We start from the raw sequence: 17,193 nt of genomic DNA on the forward strand, positions 1-17,193 counted from the left end.
TTAATCTTTTAATCGTCCTGTCTCTTCGTTAATCAGATTTAATATGTATTTGTAGACATCTTTACCATTTTTTGCGTGATAAATATTTTTCTCGCCAACACAATCACCGAATCCATCGTCCTTTTGTACGTTGTAGTTAACACCTATAACGCCCATAGTGACTTTTGTTTTTTCACCTTCTAACTTCGCGTGTTCACTTTGAAACTTATTTTCTTTGCTAGAAATTCTTTTCTTGAGCTGTTCACAAAGGTTGTGTTCACGCACTAATGACTTCAAGAACTTGTCGTAAACTTGTTGATACTGAATATAACCATAACTGTCTCGATAACTTTTCGTGACCACGTCGTATTTGTTTCTATACGTACTGTTTCGATGGAGATAGTCAGGGAATCGTACGTCTGTATCTGCACCATCAGAAAGGAAGATAAACACCTGTTCTGGGTTACGCTCTTCTTTCTTAACTTTGTCTGCCTCTTTCGCTGCTGCAATCAGACCTAACCAAGAATTGGTGCCGCCGCCCCTAGCAGGCATTACCTTATTCGAATTCAAGATATTGATAAATTCCTGATAGTTGTCTGTTATTGGAATATCTCGTGCCTGATTGTAATAACTAGAGTGGTACACGTTTTGTTCATCCACAGACTGGTCAAACATATCATCGACAATGCTTTGGAAAGATGCTTCTGTGTGAGAAAACTCACTTGCATAGTCGTAGAATTTTAGTCTGCGATCTTTTTTATCGTATTTCACGTTGTAGGCGTTGTAAGTCAACAAGGCAACGCGACTCTTCTTATTCTCACCGGTTTTGAAGTCCTTCAAATCTTCGACAACTTTGGTGATCGTTTCCTTCACCACCTGCATCTGGGTTTTGTTGTTTTGCCCATACCACAGGTTACTCATCGATTGACTGGTATCCAGTATGAAGTAGATATCCACCGGTTGAGGTAAGTATTTCCGGGTGATCGAGTCGCCAGACACTTTGAATTTTGGCTCTACGCCGATTTCATTATGTGAAATCCATGAATCATGCTCAGAGGTCGCAACCACGGTGAAGTCTGCAAATGGCGATAACTCATTGGCTTTCTGAACACAACCGTCTTTGTACTCACACTTCTTGGTCGATACGTTGATCTGAATGTCGCTAATATTGTCGGTAATATATAAGTCGACAATTCTCTGCGCATAGTCTTTGTCTTCTTGATTGTCTTTGCCTGGACTTGCAATCAAGGCAAGACTCGCAACTTCAGCCGCCTCCTCTATTTTTGAGTGCGCAAGCAAACGTTGCGTATAGCCAACAGAAAACGAGAAAGTGATGATTAATATAGGGAGAAACGAAAGAAATATGATCCCAGCAACCCCTTTTTGCTTAGTGAAGCGCTTCATATTAAATCCTTGCAAATGAATAGGAACTGGTCACGACTTTGATCGGCTCACCGCTCATAAGACCGATAATGTTAAACGGCGTTTTGTAGCAAAGAGACACATGATAAAGAGGAAGGCGTCGGTTCTGCGTAGTCAAAGGCAATAGTTTTGTTGCTTTTTCCACTGTAATTTCCTCTAGATCCGGAAAATTACACCCCGCCGTCATGCCTTTTAAGGCGGTGGTTCTAACAAGCTTCTTATCTTTATCAATTAAAGATAGCTCTATGACTCGCATCCCCAGCTCATTTTCGTCAAAATCTGGTAGTGTGCGTTTCAACATGCCTTTCGCCATATCGAACGAATTGTTCATGTGTGTCTCGCACTGCTTACCTCCTGCGCCACAAATATCGAGCTCATTGGCAAACAACTGTCGGCGTTCACTAATAACACTGACGATCGAATACACAACCCTATCCAATTGCCCTTTTTTATTAACGGCGATGGTGTAGTTGATATGCATGGCAATAATGGAGCCAAAAAAGAGTAAGACCAATGCAAGCTCAACAATAAAAGCACCGGTTTGCTTTGACTTAGTTACCACAACTGATCTCCTCTCCTAACTTGAACGTACAGCGCTCGTACTCCTGAACCGCGACCATCTCGCGACTAATGTTCATGCTTGGCATAACAAAGTTAAACAGAGGCTGATAGGTGAAGCTCAATTGGTATATGGCAATTGGCATGTTGACTGAGTTTTCAGCAGTGTCGCCTTTCTTGATGTTTGGGCATTCACTCAACGCTTTTCCACTGCGATTACAATGGATAAAGTCAGTTAGGTTTTTAAAGTAATAAACCGATGCCGAAACTGTTGAGTGATCAACAACTTTTGACCATAGTGCGCCACCACTTGATTCAAGCTTGGTTTTAATTACGTCTTGGTAGTCGACCTTTTCAGTACTGTGAGAGCTGCCTTGCTTTTTACTGCTCATCACTGCTGTGGTTAATGCATGATCCGTCACACCCATTGAGTACGTTAAAACCGACAAGTCAAACCAAGTAAACAGAACCATTAGTAAAACTGGCAAGCCCATTGCGGTCTCGACCGTCAAACTTCCCTTTTGAAACTTGATCATAGCTCGACGTACCTTTTCTTCGTGTAATCAACAACAAAGGCACCTTTGATATCCATATTTTCAAGAAATTTCTTTGCGTCATTGATATCACTGAACTCACCAATGCAGTAACGCTTCCATAAGCCGTGCGTGTAGGAATACACACTTCCATAATTGCCTTTCAGATAGTTTAAGTAATCCGAAGGAATCACCTTATAGGTTGCCAAAACTTGAATTCGGTAAATTGAAGGTGCTTTAGGGCGTAAGTTTTTTGGATCTAGAACTGAGCGTGCTACGTACTTTGGTTTCAAATCGACTGATTTCGTTTCCATTTCCATATTTTTCTTTTCCTTTACTTTAGCGACCTGCTTTGGTTGAACTGTTTTCGTTACTTTTTTAGGAAGCGGTTTAACGCTCTGCATGAGTTTTTTCAGTTTGACTCGCGCTTCCTGTTCGCTGCTGTCGTGCTTTAACACTTCCAGTGCTACGTCAGGTCGGTGTGAGCGAGTCGAAGCTAATAGTAGATTTGAGCGGACTTTTTCATCGTTCGGATTAGCCGCAAACAAGCTGTAGAGCAGTTCCATCGCAGGTTCCGGACGACCTTGCAACATCATCACGACGGCAATATTGTTATTCGCTTCTCGGTCCGATGCGCCGTTTTTCTTGCTGTCGTTAAAGTTGGCGATTGCACCGTTGTAATCTTTCTTACGCGCTAAAATCTTGCCTTTTAAAAGATAATAATTACCCTTCGGACCGCCGTTTTCTAAATAGTCATCTAGATAGCGTTCACTTGCGTCATAATTACGTTTTAGATATTCCAACTTAGCTAAGATGTAAATAATCTCTGGATCTTCGAGGTCTTTCTTCTCAAGAGTATTTATGTATAACTCGGCAGACTTTTGGTCTTTATTATCGAGGTATAAATTGATCAGTTTTATCTTATAGCTTGGAACTTCAACCAAATTTGCTTTATAAAACTCGACCAGTTGTTCAGTTTGTCCAGAATTAGTTAGTAGTTTTTCTTTGGTTACTAATTCCTGATTGATGGTTGAACAACCACTTAAAAGCAGTAAAACAAAAAGGGAAATATAGTTTTTTACATTCATTATCCTAGCATCCTCATTATCCCTGGCGCTGCGATTAGAACAACAATAGGAACCATGATAAAAGCGATCATTGGTATGGACATTTTTGCCCCCATCTTTCCTATTTTTTCTTCCAAATCGAGCATGTTTATTTCTCGAATATCAGAAGCGAGGGAAGCTAATACCGCACCTACTGATGAGCCGTACTTCAAGCTTTGAGTAAGAGTCATGACAAAGCTTTGCGCTTCTGTGGTTGGAACCAGATCATAGAACTCAGTAAGCGCTCGATCCAAACCAACAATTTTGGCTCGTTCTGACGTTTTTTTAACAACATAAGCCAGGTTTTCATCGACTGTTTTTAGCTCGTTCGACAGATATTCCAAGCTCGCTTCGAGCGTCATCCCGGTATGCACACACACGTTCATTAAGTCGAGCAAGAAAGGCAGTCGACTACTGACGTGACGAACGTTCGCATTCCCTTTCGATGAAATGTACATATCTGGCGCAATCAAACACACAAGCATCGAAAGCGAGAATGAAATAAACGCAGATGAAAACTCCATGTCTCCCTGCATGTAAGAATAACCAATAAATGCTAAGCAAAATAAAAGTGGTATAATCTTCAGCAGGTAATAAGCTTGTGCAATAAAATCACTATGAATCCCTGCTCTAACTAAGTTGTTTTTCGTTTCTTCTTTATTAAAAGACAGGCGCGAAAGTTGTACTGCCAACTTATCCGCAAAAGGCGTCTTTTCTTGGGTTGAGTCAATGATCTTCTTTGTCGAAATATTCGCTTTGGTTTTATCAAACACTTTTAACGAGTAATACGCGACAGATAGTGAAATAAATAACCCTAATGCTAAAAAGATTAATTTTATATCGACCACTACTTCACCCCTCTTAATATCATGTAGATAAAGAAGAATCCGATAGCTTCACTGATCAACACGTAATAGAAAATAGGCTTCCCTCCATCTTCAAACATCACGAAGTTATAATTTTCAGGGCTGGTTACTTTCAAAATCATGATAAAGATTACCGGCAGAGCCGCGATGATTTTTGCTGAAGCACGCGCCTCTGACGTCAGTGCATTTTTCTTCTTCTCGATCGCCCTTGCTTCAAACATGATTCGGTTGATACGGTTAATGACGTCTTTTAGTTGACCACCTCGACTCAAGTTGATTCGAATCGTCGCCGCAAAGAAAAAGTACTCAACATAAGGGAACGACGCAGCACTTCGCGCCAAGACATCATCTGGGTCTTCACCGATAAGCAGGCGCTCTGACATCTTCTTGAACTCTTCGCCTACTTCATTATCAAGCTGAGTGCCCACATATTCGAACGCATGGACAATACTCTGACCCGAGGAGAGCGCACCAGAAAGAATGTTCAGCGCATCCGGGAAGTTATCCTTGAATCGCTGCGCTTGAATGCCACTAAGTTTGAGAATAAACATCACAAATAGTATTGGCTCCAATGCAAGCAACACTTTCCAATACTCAAGCATGAAGAACCAATCGTTAACGAAGTAAACCGCTAATGAAGAGCCCGCAAAAAAGCCAATTAATTTGATTCCTGCATTAGGACTCAACAGCTTTTTCAACTGCTTAAATTTATCCTTAATCTTTTTTCGGTAGCTGATATCAAAGCTTTCTGAATCGATAACCGCTCGAGAACCAGAAACGCCCTCGAACGTATTAGATTGCTCAATGATCGATGTGATTTCTTTCTGTTTTTTCGAATGCCCAATAAACAGAAACAACGCAATTACAACCCATAGCAAAATGACAATCAGCATCATGAGAACAGCTCCTGCAGCGCCCCATCCAAGCCAAAGAACTTCGCACGCTCATAAATTACAGAGCGCTTAGAAAGACCTGGCGTTCGAAATTCGCCCGAGATTTTGCCTTCATCACCCATTCCGTTGTTTTCAAACCGGAAGATATCTTCCATAACAACGTTGTCACCTTCGAGACCAACAATTTCACTGATAAACAAGATCTTACGACTACCATCATGGAGTCGTCGTACTTGGACTATCAGATCAACCGCACTCACGATGGTTCGACGAATCGCCTCAAGCGGTAGACTGGCTGTCGCCATCATTACCATACTCTCCACACGAGCAATCGCATCACGAGGGGTGTTCGCGTGAAGCGTAGACATTGAGCCATCGTGACCAGTGTTCATTGCTTGAAGCATTTCAAACGCTTCACCACCACGACACTCACCAACAATGATTCTATCTGGTCGCATACGCAGGGCGTTGATTACCAAATCTCGCGCAGTGATTTCACCCGTCCCTTCAACACTTGCTTGACGAGTTTCCAATCGAACAATGTGTGGTTGTTGCAATTGAAGTTCGGCCGCATCTTCAATGGTAACGATACGTTCACCACTACCAATGAAACCGGACAATGCGTTCAACAAGGTTGTTTTACCTGAACCCGTACCCCCAGAGATAAGGATGTTGCACTTACAATGGCTGGCAATCGAAAGCAGCTTTGCCATTTCAACCGATAGCGCGCCAAACTGAACCAAGTTTTCTAGCTTGATTTTTTGCTCTTTGAACTTACGAATCGAAATGGATGTCCCATCGATTGCAAGAGGCGGAATAACAATGTTTACACGACTTCCATCTTCCAAACGAGCATCACAAAGCGGTTTTGATTCATCAATTCGACGCCCCACATTTGAGGCAATACGCTTAGCAATGGTGTTGAGCTGTTTCTCGTTGACGAACTGAATTGGTGACTTTTCTACCTTACCGTTCAATTCGATAAAAATGTCTGAGGGACCATTGATCATGATGTCCGAGATTTCATCGTTATCGACCAACGCTTGAAGGGGTCCAAGACCTTTCAACTCGTCAAGCAGTGCTTTAACCAGCTCTAAACGCTTTAAGCTACTGATTTGAAGTTGCTTCTTCTCAATAAGAATATTAACGGAGTCTTTTAGTTGGCTCTCAAGCTCCAACGGTTCAACGTCAACTAACGAGGCTGCATCTAAGGCGTCAAAGATTTCGTCCCGGATCTCGATATAAACTTCTTTCAAGTGATTCATTTCTTAAACCACGCGAACTTTTTCTGTACTTTGACTTTTTTACCCGTCAACGAATTCACAATATTGGCAATGGCAGGTGCAAACTTAAGCTTTGCCGTATTTTGAATGCCTTGTTGAATAATGAGCTTCTCTAGATTGGCTTCATAAGCAAAATCAATCGCGTCTTTTGCTTTGATTTTCTCTTTCGCCCCTTGAAGCGGCATCATGTAGTCCTTCTGAGATCGTGTCATCGAGAAAATCACTCGATGCTCAGACTTACCCAACTTCTTCTTGATCGAGTGGTACGCTCTTAGTGACGCCACGGAAGGTTCACAAACAATAAAAATACGGTTGTATCGGTCACTGATGTCTTCTGCTGTCAGCTCATCAATCGCACTAAGCGGCATGGAATCAATGATAAAGTTGTATTGATCAACCAGTTCGTTAGAGATGCGAAACAGCGAATCTACATGATCGCTCAAGCAAGCAACGTTCTTTTCTAGTGTGAGGAAGTTGAGCCTATCTTTGACAGGTTTCACGTAGCTTCCGGCAATCGCGGCATCCAGTTCAGACTGGTTCAAATCAATGCTGTTTTGCTGCGCTTTTAGCCCTTTTAAGCCTAGAAATATGTCTGAGTTAAGTGCGATGGTGTCATGCTCAACAAGCAAGGTTTTTAAGTTCGCTTGTTGACTCAAACTGTGTGAAAGAAAAGCACTGATCGTGGACACGCCCACCCCGCCTTTGCTACCAAGCATTAAGACTCGCTTGGCAATACGAGACTTCTTCTTAACTGTTGGTGAGAATGTCGCTGCACTTGACTCTTTAAGCGCCCCTAATAGACCATCGAGTTCAGGGTCCCAAAGAATGTAGTTGGCTCCCAATGACAAGACTTTATCTCGCATCAGTATTGAGTCCATGTTACTCACTACAATAAGAGAAATGCTGACGTCTAATCTTGAAGAGATCTCCGCAACTTCTGAAATCAACTCGCCACATGCTCTTAAGTCAAGAATGACATGCTTTATTTCAGCGTTAGTTTTATGCCAACTTTCGTCATCAATATCGTCGACTTTTAAAGGTGAAGCGAAACCTTCGATTGCGTAGAGCTCGTCGATTGCTTGAAGAAAAGCCAAATCATCTGAAACAACCAGATCAATGGTGTTGTTCTTCTTATCTTTGCTTGATGAAGTCGTTTTGAATAGGTTATCTAAATCCATTTTTTACTCCGCCACAGGATTCGTCATACTCAAGCGTCTGTTGTATTCCAAGCTGCACCCAAATGGATGATGTTTAAGGGTGTTGAATGAAACAGCATCACAAGTTTGCTCTTGCATCTTGTGGTATTTCGCAACGATTTTTACGCCTTTGCTTTCGCTGTTTGCGTTTAGGGTATAACGCAACTTGTTTACGCCTTTGGCTTTGATTTCTTTCACAAAGCCATCAACAAACTGACTTTCTTTGGCGTCGTAATTGATTGCAAATGTCGACTTCGGATACTGAAGATTGATTTGATTGACGAAGTTAACCGATTTATCCATCGCCACTTCTTTGTTTGTGACTCGAAACTCAAAGGTTTCTACAATTGTGTCTACGGTTGTTTTGTTTGGTGTTACCGATACCGAGCAACCCGAGAGTAATACAGAAACCACCAACAATAGGTTTGCCTTCATTAGTTAAAGCCTCCCGCCTTTATCGTATTTTCCAGCTCTTCGTCATCAACGTTTGAAAGATCAAGTTTCAACAAACGCTCAAGATCACTTGTTCGTTTAAACTTCGGCAGTTTAATATCGGTTTCTTTAACAGGATCGACGAGGTTAACTGTCGCTACGATGATCAGCTCAGTCTTTCTTCTTTCAGTATTGGTTTTACTAAACAGCGCACCCAAAATCGGGATATCACCCAGGTAAGGGATTTTGGCTAGTGATTCTTGCTCTTCTGATGTCAACAGACCTGCTAGAACAAAGCTTTGACCATCTTTCAATTGTACGGTCGTTTGGGCTTTGCGAGTCCTCAAAGAAGGCACACTGATGAGTCCAGAATTCACACCATTGGTCTTATCAATAGAGCTCACTTCCGGTAGCAGTGACAAACGAATGTTTTCAGAATCCGTTACCTTAGCCACCATAGACAGCTTTACCCCGTACTCTTTATAAGTAACAGAGATACCATCGTTATCGCGAACTGTAATAGGGATTTCACCACCAACTAGAAAGCTTGCAGACTCACCGGAAATCACAGATAGATTTGGTTCGGCAAGCACTTGTCCAATGCTGTCATTACCACTCGCTGAAATAACCGCAACGATATCCTCAGCAGTAAAGTCCAAAATCTTATTAACGAACTGGCCAGCACCACCAATGGACTTACCGTTTGTTTCAGCGTATGAAACCCCTAGCTCGGTCAAGAATGAACTTGAAACTTCTGCAACCGTCAGCTTTACGTTGATTTGATCTGTGGTGAGAACTTTCAGATTGTTGATGATGTCTTCAAACACATAAGTCGCTGTATAGTCGAGAGCATCGCCAGATTCTCCGTTTGCATTAGTGAGCTCAAAAGTGTTCCTTTGTTTGCTCTTTTTCAGCATTTCACCTACGTGGCGATACACCTTGTTTTTGATTTCTTCGCTGCTCACGACACCATCAATAACAACCTGCTCACCAATATTGGTCAGCTTAATATCTTCATCGGGATATCTTGCAATAAGCGTTTGTTTTAAAAGCCTTAAGCTTTTATTTACGACCACTTCTGCGTTGTAAATTTCGTTTCCTGCTCGGTCGTAAGCGATAATGGAAGTGGCACCACGGCCAATGCCGTAAATCACTAATTTCCCGTTTGCGATGACCTTGTAATCCGCAATTTGAGTATCCGCGACAAACACGGTATCAATGTTGCGTTTTACATTAATCGTCTTCGCTGCACCTTTATCAAGGCTTAATAGATCCCCAGCTGACGCGGAAGCTGGGAGAAGCAAAACCAATCCCAGCGTGACTGATAATATATTTTTATTGAACACCCTTAATTCCCTCTCAGCTGTCGAACGCCAAATCGATGCTCAATCAAATCGCTACTTTTTACAGATAAGTATTTATGAACCATCTTTGCTGGAACCAGAGTTATGGCTCCAATTTTCTGTGCCATTTCAAGCTTAAGTACCTGTTTAACGGTCAACGCGATAATCAAGCCATATTCTTCATTTGACGAATCATCATCTTCAGAAACGTTCATCGATTGCAAAACCAAAGCCCCGTCAATGATGACGTTGCTCGTTAAGCTATCGATATCGGAATAGCCACTTTCTAATAAATTGGATTGAGATGAGGTTGTGGCAACAAAACTGACGCGATCGCCAGGTTGAATTGGTAGCGCTTCTACAATGCTACTGCCTTGCGACAAGTAGTAATAAGGCACTTGGTCTTTTTTAAGTGAAAGATACATGTAATCTTTTTCACCAGGATTAGAAACCAAGTCTGGTGTTAATTGCATACCTTCTTTGACGTCTTTCGCCCATAGCGCACCTGAATCAATCTTGATGCTCGCGTAAGGAACGTATGAATGCTGTTTTGCTTCCGACTCGGGAAACTCACGAATATCTATTGCATTGGCGTTAACTGGCTCAGCTTTGTTTACAACTCGATTAACGAATGCGACCTCTACAAACACTTCATTTTCGACCACTGCCACTGGCTCAGGCTGATCAAAAAAATCGCTGACGTAGAAAAAAGCCAAAAACATAGTGATGGCAACAAATACAAAAACTAATGCTCTACTCATAGAATAAAAACCTTAAAAGAGAGGGTTTCCCCTCTCTAAATTTATAACTGGTTAACTTATCCTTGTTTACCGTCAGCTTTATTGCCAGAATTGCCAGAACCTCCAGCAGAGTTAGCACTTTCCATTGAAGTAGAAATTTTGCCCATCGCGTCATTTAGCGTTGTTTTCAAAGAGCCATCTTTAAATACAAACAGAATAATTGAAGACATTGCTACAGCGATGATTGCGTATTCCACTGCAGTTACACCACGTTTGTCTGACTTAAATTTGTTACGGATATTACGAAGTTTAGAATTGATGTTTAAAAGCATGTTTACCTCTATTTCCTTGAATTAATCACTCATTTCGTGAACGTAGAAAATCTACCTCAATAGAAACAATCACACCAATTAAGCTTTTTTATTCACTTATAAATAGTTGTTATAAACACATGTAATCCGTTACATAATAATTTATTATTAGGAAGCAATTGAATTCCAATCTCCCTCCATTAAAATAGTAAAATGAATTATATAAAATTTATCTTTTGGCTAACTTGCCTTACCAGCGTGATGTGTATTTTTTATGGTGATATTCGCTATAGGATTGTGAAGCATCGATTCATTTTTCTTATCAGTGTTACCTCATTAGCTAGCTTGTATTATTCTCCAGCTCCTTTTAATCAAGTTCTGGTGAGTACATGTATTTTTATTGCATTCTTTTTGCTTTGGATGATGAACGTAGTTGGAGGTGGGGATGTAAAATTAATCGGTGCACTATTTTTAGGTGTACATAGTGAATATATGTTATTAGCAATGATTGCTATTGGATTATTGGGCGGAATTCAAATTCTTTTGATGTGGATGACGGCCATTTTTCGTCAAGCTCCTCCTTTTAAAAATGGCATTCCTTACACAATACCGATCGGTATTAGTGGACTTTTTTTCTTTTATCTATCCCTTTTTTCTTGACTATAAATACAAACGCCATGCCTATTTATAATAGGCATGGCGTTTTACTACATTACTTCACAACTGGTCAGTAAGGAAGTGGGAGGTTTTCTACTTACCACTCCTTTAGATGTGAGTCGGAAAGTTTCGGTAATCAAACTTCTTAAACGTTCTTGATCAATTTTCTTGGCTGCCGAATCGTTGCACCAAACATACATCTCAATGTATTTTGGTAATAAATATTGGCTACATTTGTGATCACCTAAGGTCCAACTTGGACAAACGACAAACGTGTTTGCTGCTTGTAGTTCGTTAATCATCAGTCGTGATGATGAGGTCGTAAGCCAATGTTTTACCTTAGAAATATCTACACCAAAAGAATCAAGAAGCACCTCGGCATCTCGCCTAGAAAGAGAGTTACAAAAGACGATTCGCTCGGGATAGCACTCTTCAGGATCAACCGCGCAGTCACAAGCTAAAATGTATTGTTCTCTGTTTAGGGGAAATACACGCCCTTCCACAGATGTGGTATCACCGATGGCAAACACCAAATCGTGGTTTTCTTTATCGACACAATTAAGGTCGCTATAACTTGTCACAGCCAACTCGACGTCGTTATATACTCTGAAAGAACTGATTACTTTTGCGACTAACTCAGGGGCGAATGAATCAGAAATCGCAATAGAATACCGATCAAACATATCAACTTGAGCCAACTCATCAAATAATTGATCATATAACGACATCGTCTGATCCGTATAATCTAGTAATATTTGACCATGTTTAGTCAAGTTAAAACCATCCTTTCGGTCAAAGACTTCTGCGCCTATAGTACATTCAAGTTTTTTAATATGTTGTGAAACGGCTGGTTGGGTTAAATATAGACTTTCTGCAGCTGCAGTAAAACTTCTATGTCTTGCAACATGTGAAAAAGTGCGTAAGTACTTTACATCAATGGTTCGTTTATTAGCTTTCATTTAATTAACACCAAGACCCAATAATTATCCGATAGTTATAATTGTTATACATCCATAAAGCTACACATTGAGCCAGTTAATAATTGGCTTCCCGCTATAACTCAGCGTCTTATTCTACGTCTAACTATTCAACAGTTGTATAAGAAACACGTTGCTTATTTCTCAAATTTGCAACTGATCAGAGGAGATTTATTTTGGTGTAAATGACTGTTTTATTTATTATTTCGCGTTGCGAAATAATTAGTTAAAAAAAGATAATTTTATAATATTGTGTCTTAATCACCCCCTTTATGAGGCCTAAACCCCCCCTTTATATTTCGAGTGACTACTTAATAATATGCATACAGTTTTAATTTATAACAAACGATATACATTATAAGAACGACAATATTATTAATGGAAATTAAGTCATTATAAGTATCCATGTATGTGAGTATAAGCTAACGTTATTAAAAATCAATCTAAAACCAACTCATTTATATTCGAACGAAAATAGCAAACGTTTGCCATTTTCGTTCGAATGACCGAGCAAGCATTAAACGACTAAAGAAATGACAATCTTATTAATAAAATTACATGTAGAGTGGCTATAGGTCATAAGATAAATTTATAATTAGACTTTTGCTTGCTTTTTCTTGCGATATTCAAGTGGTGAGCAATCATTTTCTCTCTTGAATATCTGCCTGAAAAATTGTGTATCCACATAGCCAGAACGACTAGCGACCTCATCAATGGACAGTTTTGTTGATCTCAACAACTCTTTAGCGAAAGACAAACGACCTAGTTGAATAAACTTAAGTGGACTAATAGAGGTCGCATCTTTAAAACGGCGCTTTAATTGCCTCTCTGACAAACAAGCTTCATTCGCTAGGTCGCTGATGGTAACGATGTCCAAGTCCATAGTAAGAATCCATTTTTGGATTTTAAGAATTAGCTCATCCTTGTGTTGCATGTAGCGAAAGACATCACAATATGAATGCGAGTTTCCACTTCCTTCTATTGTGCTTAAGAATTGGTTACCTAGGTTTCTAGTCTGTTTTCCGAAGTACTCTTCGACAATCTCCAACATGACGTTTGAGTGAGAGTACGGTCCTGAAGATAAGTAGAGATTCCCATCGATGAGCGCTTTCTGCTCAGTCACTAACATGATCTCTGGGAAAAGCTCTCTAAAAAGGTGGGCGAAGTATGAGTGCATTACCGCTTTGTTCTGCTGCAAAAGCCCCGCCTTCGCAACGACAAAAATACCGGTATCAATGGCAACTATTTTGCTGCCTTTTTTATGTAATTTTTTGATCCAATCAACCAGTGCAGGATCAATCTTATCAAGCGATTCTAAGGGGTCTCCTATGGAGCCAATAATTAGTATGTTAGTAAAATCAAAAGATTGCCATTGAGAAGTTGGTTGAACGCTTATCCCTCCTCGACCGCTCAATGGCCGGTTGTTTGGCGTTACGATATGTGTCATGAAACCCGGGAACTCAGCAAACTCAGCCGCTGTTTCTAGGATCTCTAATGAGCTTATTATTGACGCAAAATACCTCCCTGTCGGAGCTAATGCTACGACACGGAGGTTTTTCTTATTGTTTTCCTTCAATCTGCATTCATCCTGTGCATATAAGGCAATGAATTATAATGCTTTTCTACGGAATATCATTCCTTATTATGAATCTGTACAAATTATTACTCTTTGTTCTTAGGCTAATTAGCATCATACACAAAGTAATCCACAAGCCCATTGAGCCACCTTCTTCACTTTTACCAGGATCGGTTTCCGACACAACAGCTTGCTTAACGACCACTTCAACGGTTTTGGTAATGATCGCGCCATCTTTGTCGTTTACCGCCACTTCAAACGTCAGCTTTTCACTTTTCTTGCTGACTTTCGGTAAAGTCACTTCCACATTTGGTGTCTCTGTGGTGGTAAACTTAGCGGTGGTTCCTGAAACTTGGCGCCATTTGAACGAGTGATCAGCTGAGTCAACATCTTTTAGATCAAGGGCTGATAATGTAACTTTGTCGTTTTCTAGACCTTCTTTACGGCTTGCTTTTACCGCAAACGTTGGTTCATCATTGACCGCTTCAATCGTTATTACAGCCGTTGCAGTGTTAGATTCACGCCCGTTTTCTTTCACAATTGCAAATTCGAACTGGTCGTTACCAAAATAGTTTTCATCACTTTGGTAGGTATCGCCATCTAACTTACCATGCTTAGGCGCGGTTTTAATCACGATGGTGTCACCCTTCTCCAATCCTTGCTGCTGCCGTAATTCAAGTGCTAAAGGCTTGTCTTCTTGGGTTTTGTATTGAAGGTTGCTCGCTGTAACAACTGGAGAATTGACGGTGATAACAACTTCACCTTCAGCCGTCGTACCAAAATCGTCAGACACTTGATACTTCATCACTGTTCTCTGCTCAGGAATATCTGAAACAGGTACTGAGTAACGAATTTTCTGCCCAGCAATTTCTGCACTGCCAATCGCTGGTTTTGTTGTGATTTTGTCCAACTTAATGGTGTTATTTGCATCAGAAGAACGATCGTTCGCTAGTACATCAATCGTAACGCTTTCACCACTCATCAACGTCACAGAGTCTCTCTGGGCAGTAATGCTCGGTTTTGCTTGAGGTTTTTCTAACAAAGCAGCAAACGGATAGTTACGACCACGACCTTCGCTTAAACCATTCGTCTTGTACGTATTTGTAGTACCGAAAAACTGTTTCTTTTTCTGTCCGTTAGACAAGTAAGCATCCAAGAATGAGTAGCTGTATTCCGGCTTTGCGTTTTCTAATTCAATCACCAACAGCTGTTCGCCGTCATCAATCTCAAATGGTGCAGCAAACATCACTCGACCGCCCGAATCAGGAATCGCACCCGATGACACTTCAACTTGTGTATCAACGTTGATAGATGCATTCCCCCAGCGGTTAGTCGTTAAGTCATACTTAAACATGCGGTAGCGCATATCGGCATTTGGCTGAATTGGTTTCGCATACAAGTAGAAACCTACCAATGTCTTGTAACCTTCGTTGTTATCTAACCCAAACCCTATTGTGTTATTGCGTGAGTCTTCATAAACGTAAGTTCTTGACAGTGAGGTGATCCACGCCGATTTATTGTTTGAAGAAGGAATTGACGCTCGTAGCGATCCATTTTGCGCTGTACTCGCAATATCATTAATTGAGATATTGGTTTCGCGCCCGCCAGTGATTGTTTTTAGCGAAGGCGATGTATCGTCCGTAACTGTCACTACATTGCTTGAACCAGGGAACACGTCCCCCTGATCAGACCAACCACGCGTTTGTAATTCATCAAGCCCATCCGCTTGGAAAACCTGTACTTGCATTGGACCATTGTCGTTAAAGCGGTTGTCCACGCTCACTGCTGTGATTAGTAGTCCTTCACCAGATAACGCACGGTCATATTGGTTTTTGCGGCGGTTTTCGAAGTACGCTCTAGGTCCTTGTTGCTTCAAGTAAGGGTCGAGATACATCACTCCCTCGCCTTGTGCCGTTTCAATGGTCGCGGAACCAGAAGTATCAATGACCTTAGGTTTAATGAAACCAGCAGCTTCCTTACTCCACGCCAGCATATTGACCGGAGTTTCCCCTGCGTAGCTATCGCCTTGTTTGCTTGCCCAGCTTCCTCCGCCCATAAGACCCCATTGGCCCACGGAACCAGAATGCTTGTAGGAGTATAAATCCGGTAGTCCAAGCATCAAGTGTCCAAGCTCATGGGCAATGACCCCCATCGTAGACTGATGATTGCCTTGGAAGTCCGCAAACAAACAGTAATCACGGATCGTCTTACCATCGATCTCAACTGTATTGTGACTGAAGCGGTGAGGCCAGATATATGGTGTGTTAATTGAGCCCGCAGATTTATCGTATCCTGCAAATACAAACATCACCGACAGCTCATCAGGGCTAATTTTGTCATCGTTGTTATCGTCGTAAGTCGACAAATCTACGTAACGATCTAACTTATCGTAAGCCGCCTTGAACGCCGCTTTTAGCTTACCATCACACGTCGAATCATTTTTTGAATGGCAATTCGGATGCGCAATGTCCAGCGTAATATCGATAACACCATCATTCGCTGTGCCTTGTGTTTCTCTCGCCGGTTCAACGATATAACGTCCGTAACTGTTCTTGTGGAAGTAGTCTTTGACGCTTTGTTGGTTGTCACCAAAAATCACATCGGTAAAGTCGTTCACAAACGCTTCATCATTGAAGCTTACTTGGACAACCAACAAAGGTTGATGCTTTGGGTCATCTGTCGCGTTAACCGCTCGAGGTGGCGTTTGCTCAAAATAGGCATCACTTAGCGGATCAATACGACTAGAAGGTACTAAAGAGGACGTCGGACTGACTTTTTCTTTTAACAGTGCTTTCACTGATTGTGGTGTTTCTAATTTGGCTTCCACACCAATTGAAGTCGCAACAAAGCGACCATCAACCACTTCGTGTTGACCATAAAACCATCCTGTATCTTCGTCATAGACGTAGATAATGCCTTCCCGGTCTTGATACCAAAAAGATTCTTGGTCGCCATAAAGTTTTAGCTCTTTCCTAGAGCCGTCATTTAATTGGAATTCATGCCAAGTAGGTGCAGGTAACGTATTAGCATGGGCAAAAGAAGCCATCAGTGTACTGATGATCGGAAAATATATTTTTTTCATATACTCGTCGACTAAGGTTAAAAAGTGACGTTATGTATATCAAAATCAAATTTTTCTTCCCAATTAACAATTCTACTAACGTTATAAAAATTGGTTATCTGATTAATATCACATTTAAATATCCTCAAGGATCATAAGACATATTTATTTTCTTATTAAATCCTATTATTTAACTATGGATTAGTAAAAATATATATTTAAATCCCATTTTAATTACAATACTAATTCTATGAAAAATA

Annotated in this window: 16 protein-coding genes; 1 reads left to right on the forward strand and 15 read right to left on the reverse strand. The window is 40.9% G+C overall.

Annotated features, from left to right (window positions below; translation table 11 throughout):
• From VHA02S_RS07470 to VHA02S_RS07525, 12 genes are read right to left on the reverse strand one after another with little or no spacing between them, the layout of a single operon-like run.
• Window positions 1-1,383, reverse strand: coding sequence for a TadE/TadG family type IV pilus assembly protein (locus VHA02S_RS07470; RefSeq protein WP_005445959.1), 1,383 nt, complete (start codon window positions 1,381-1,383; stop codon window positions 1-3).
• A 1-nt stretch (window position 1,384) separates the two neighbouring features.
• Window positions 1,385-1,963 carry a tight adherence pilus pseudopilin TadF gene (tadF, locus tag VHA02S_RS07475; protein WP_017190205.1) on the reverse strand — a complete coding sequence of 193 codons (579 nt, stop codon included), beginning with the start codon at window positions 1,961-1,963 and terminating at the stop codon, window positions 1,385-1,387.
• Complete coding sequence (locus tag VHA02S_RS07480; RefSeq protein ID WP_005445962.1) at window positions 1,953-2,495, reverse strand: TadE family protein; 543 nt, start codon at window positions 2,493-2,495, stop codon at window positions 1,953-1,955. Before VHA02S_RS07480 ends, tadF begins: the two co-directional genes overlap by 11 nt.
• On the reverse strand, window positions 2,492-3,580 hold the full coding sequence (locus tag VHA02S_RS07485; protein WP_038897915.1) for a tetratricopeptide repeat protein: 1,089 nt from the start codon (window positions 3,578-3,580) through the stop codon (window positions 2,492-2,494). Before VHA02S_RS07485 ends, VHA02S_RS07480 begins: the two co-directional genes overlap by 4 nt.
• Window positions 3,580-4,446: a type II secretion system F family protein gene (locus VHA02S_RS07490; protein ID WP_017818104.1), complete on the reverse strand. Its 867-nt coding sequence runs from the start codon at window positions 4,444-4,446 to the stop codon at window positions 3,580-3,582. The genes VHA02S_RS07485 and VHA02S_RS07490 overlap by 1 nt, the downstream gene beginning before the upstream one ends.
• Window positions 4,446-5,360, reverse strand: coding sequence for a type II secretion system F family protein (locus VHA02S_RS07495; protein WP_038897914.1), 915 nt, complete (start codon window positions 5,358-5,360; stop codon window positions 4,446-4,448). Before VHA02S_RS07495 ends, VHA02S_RS07490 begins: the two co-directional genes overlap by 1 nt.
• Window positions 5,357-6,622, reverse strand: a complete 1,266-nt coding sequence (locus tag VHA02S_RS07500; RefSeq protein ID WP_005445970.1) for a TadA family conjugal transfer-associated ATPase — start codon at window positions 6,620-6,622, stop codon at window positions 5,357-5,359. The genes VHA02S_RS07495 and VHA02S_RS07500 overlap by 4 nt, the downstream gene beginning before the upstream one ends.
• On the reverse strand, window positions 6,619-7,818 hold the full coding sequence (locus VHA02S_RS07505) for a CpaE/TadZ family protein (RefSeq protein WP_038897913.1): 1,200 nt from the start codon (window positions 7,816-7,818) through the stop codon (window positions 6,619-6,621). The genes VHA02S_RS07500 and VHA02S_RS07505 overlap by 4 nt, the downstream gene beginning before the upstream one ends.
• A 3-nt stretch (window positions 7,819-7,821) precedes the next feature.
• Entirely contained in the window at window positions 7,822-8,271 is a 450-nt protein-coding gene (locus VHA02S_RS07510) for a hypothetical protein (RefSeq protein ID WP_005445974.1), read from the reverse strand.
• Window positions 8,271-9,614 carry a type II and III secretion system protein family protein gene (locus VHA02S_RS07515; RefSeq protein WP_009697506.1) on the reverse strand — a complete coding sequence of 448 codons (1,344 nt, stop codon included), beginning with the start codon at window positions 9,612-9,614 and terminating at the stop codon, window positions 8,271-8,273. Before VHA02S_RS07515 ends, VHA02S_RS07510 begins: the two co-directional genes overlap by 1 nt.
• Before the next feature lie 2 nt (window positions 9,615-9,616).
• On the reverse strand, window positions 9,617-10,372 hold the full coding sequence (locus tag VHA02S_RS07520; RefSeq protein WP_038897911.1) for a CpaB family protein: 756 nt from the start codon (window positions 10,370-10,372) through the stop codon (window positions 9,617-9,619).
• Between the two features lie 56 nt (window positions 10,373-10,428).
• Window positions 10,429-10,683 (reverse strand): Flp family type IVb pilin, encoded by a 255-nt coding sequence (locus tag VHA02S_RS07525; protein WP_038897910.1) that lies wholly within the window; start codon window positions 10,681-10,683, stop codon window positions 10,429-10,431.
• A gap of 192 nt (window positions 10,684-10,875) precedes the next feature.
• Here VHA02S_RS07525 and VHA02S_RS07530 point away from each other — a divergent pair, with 192 nt between their 5' ends.
• Window positions 10,876-11,322, forward strand: coding sequence for an A24 family peptidase (locus VHA02S_RS07530; protein ID WP_038897909.1), 447 nt, complete (start codon window positions 10,876-10,878; stop codon window positions 11,320-11,322).
• A gap of 47 nt (window positions 11,323-11,369) precedes the next feature.
• On the opposite strand, the gene VHA02S_RS07535 is transcribed toward VHA02S_RS07530, so the two are convergent.
• The 3 genes from VHA02S_RS07535 to VHA02S_RS07545 all read right to left on the reverse strand — a co-directional run bounded on the left by VHA02S_RS07535 (window position 11,370) and on the right by VHA02S_RS07545 (window position 16,954).
• Complete coding sequence (locus VHA02S_RS07535) at window positions 11,370-12,278, reverse strand: LysR family transcriptional regulator (protein ID WP_009697503.1); 909 nt, start codon at window positions 12,276-12,278, stop codon at window positions 11,370-11,372.
• A 613-nt stretch (window positions 12,279-12,891) separates the two neighbouring features.
• A complete protein-coding gene (locus VHA02S_RS07540) occupies window positions 12,892-13,872 on the reverse strand; it encodes a GlxA family transcriptional regulator (protein ID WP_017190213.1) in 981 nt (326 codons plus the stop codon).
• 46 nt (window positions 13,873-13,918) lie between these two features.
• Window positions 13,919-16,954 carry a M6 family metalloprotease domain-containing protein gene (locus VHA02S_RS07545; protein ID WP_102949581.1) on the reverse strand — a complete coding sequence of 1,012 codons (3,036 nt, stop codon included), beginning with the start codon at window positions 16,952-16,954 and terminating at the stop codon, window positions 13,919-13,921.
• Window positions 16,955-17,193: the final 239 nt, after the last annotated feature.

Origin of the sequence: Vibrio harveyi NBRC 15634 = ATCC 14126 = KCTC 12724, assembly GCF_001591145.1 — a bacterium.
Lineage (GTDB): Bacteria > Pseudomonadota > Gammaproteobacteria > Enterobacterales > Vibrionaceae > Vibrio > Vibrio harveyi.

Coding starts and splice junctions, on each gene's coding strand:
- VHA02S_RS07470 (WP_005445959.1), bottom strand. CDS start 1,383: ATGAAGCGCTTCACTAAGCAAAAAGGGGTTGCTGGGATCATATTTCTT.
- VHA02S_RS07480 (WP_005445962.1), bottom strand. CDS start 2,495: ATGATCAAGTTTCAAAAGGGAAGTTTGACGGTCGAGACCGCAATGGGC.
- VHA02S_RS07485 (WP_038897915.1), bottom strand. CDS start 3,580: ATGAATGTAAAAAACTATATTTCCCTTTTTGTTTTACTGCTTTTAAGT.
- VHA02S_RS07495 (WP_038897914.1), bottom strand. CDS start 5,360: ATGATGCTGATTGTCATTTTGCTATGGGTTGTAATTGCGTTGTTTCTG.
- VHA02S_RS07500 (WP_005445970.1), bottom strand. CDS start 6,622: ATGAATCACTTGAAAGAAGTTTATATCGAGATCCGGGACGAAATCTTT.
- VHA02S_RS07505 (WP_038897913.1), bottom strand. CDS start 7,818: ATGGATTTAGATAACCTATTCAAAACGACTTCATCAAGCAAAGATAAG.
- VHA02S_RS07510 (WP_005445974.1), bottom strand. CDS start 8,271: ATGAAGGCAAACCTATTGTTGGTGGTTTCTGTATTACTCTCGGGTTGC.
- VHA02S_RS07520 (WP_038897911.1), bottom strand. CDS start 10,372: ATGAGTAGAGCATTAGTTTTTGTATTTGTTGCCATCACTATGTTTTTG.
- VHA02S_RS07525 (WP_038897910.1), bottom strand. CDS start 10,683: ATGCTTTTAAACATCAATTCTAAACTTCGTAATATCCGTAACAAATTT.
- VHA02S_RS07530 (WP_038897909.1), top strand. CDS start 10,876: ATGAATTATATAAAATTTATCTTTTGGCTAACTTGCCTTACCAGCGTG.
- VHA02S_RS07535 (WP_009697503.1), bottom strand. CDS start 12,278: ATGAAAGCTAATAAACGAACCATTGATGTAAAGTACTTACGCACTTTT.
- VHA02S_RS07545 (WP_102949581.1), bottom strand. CDS start 16,954: ATGAAAAAAATATATTTTCCGATCATCAGTACACTGATGGCTTCTTTT.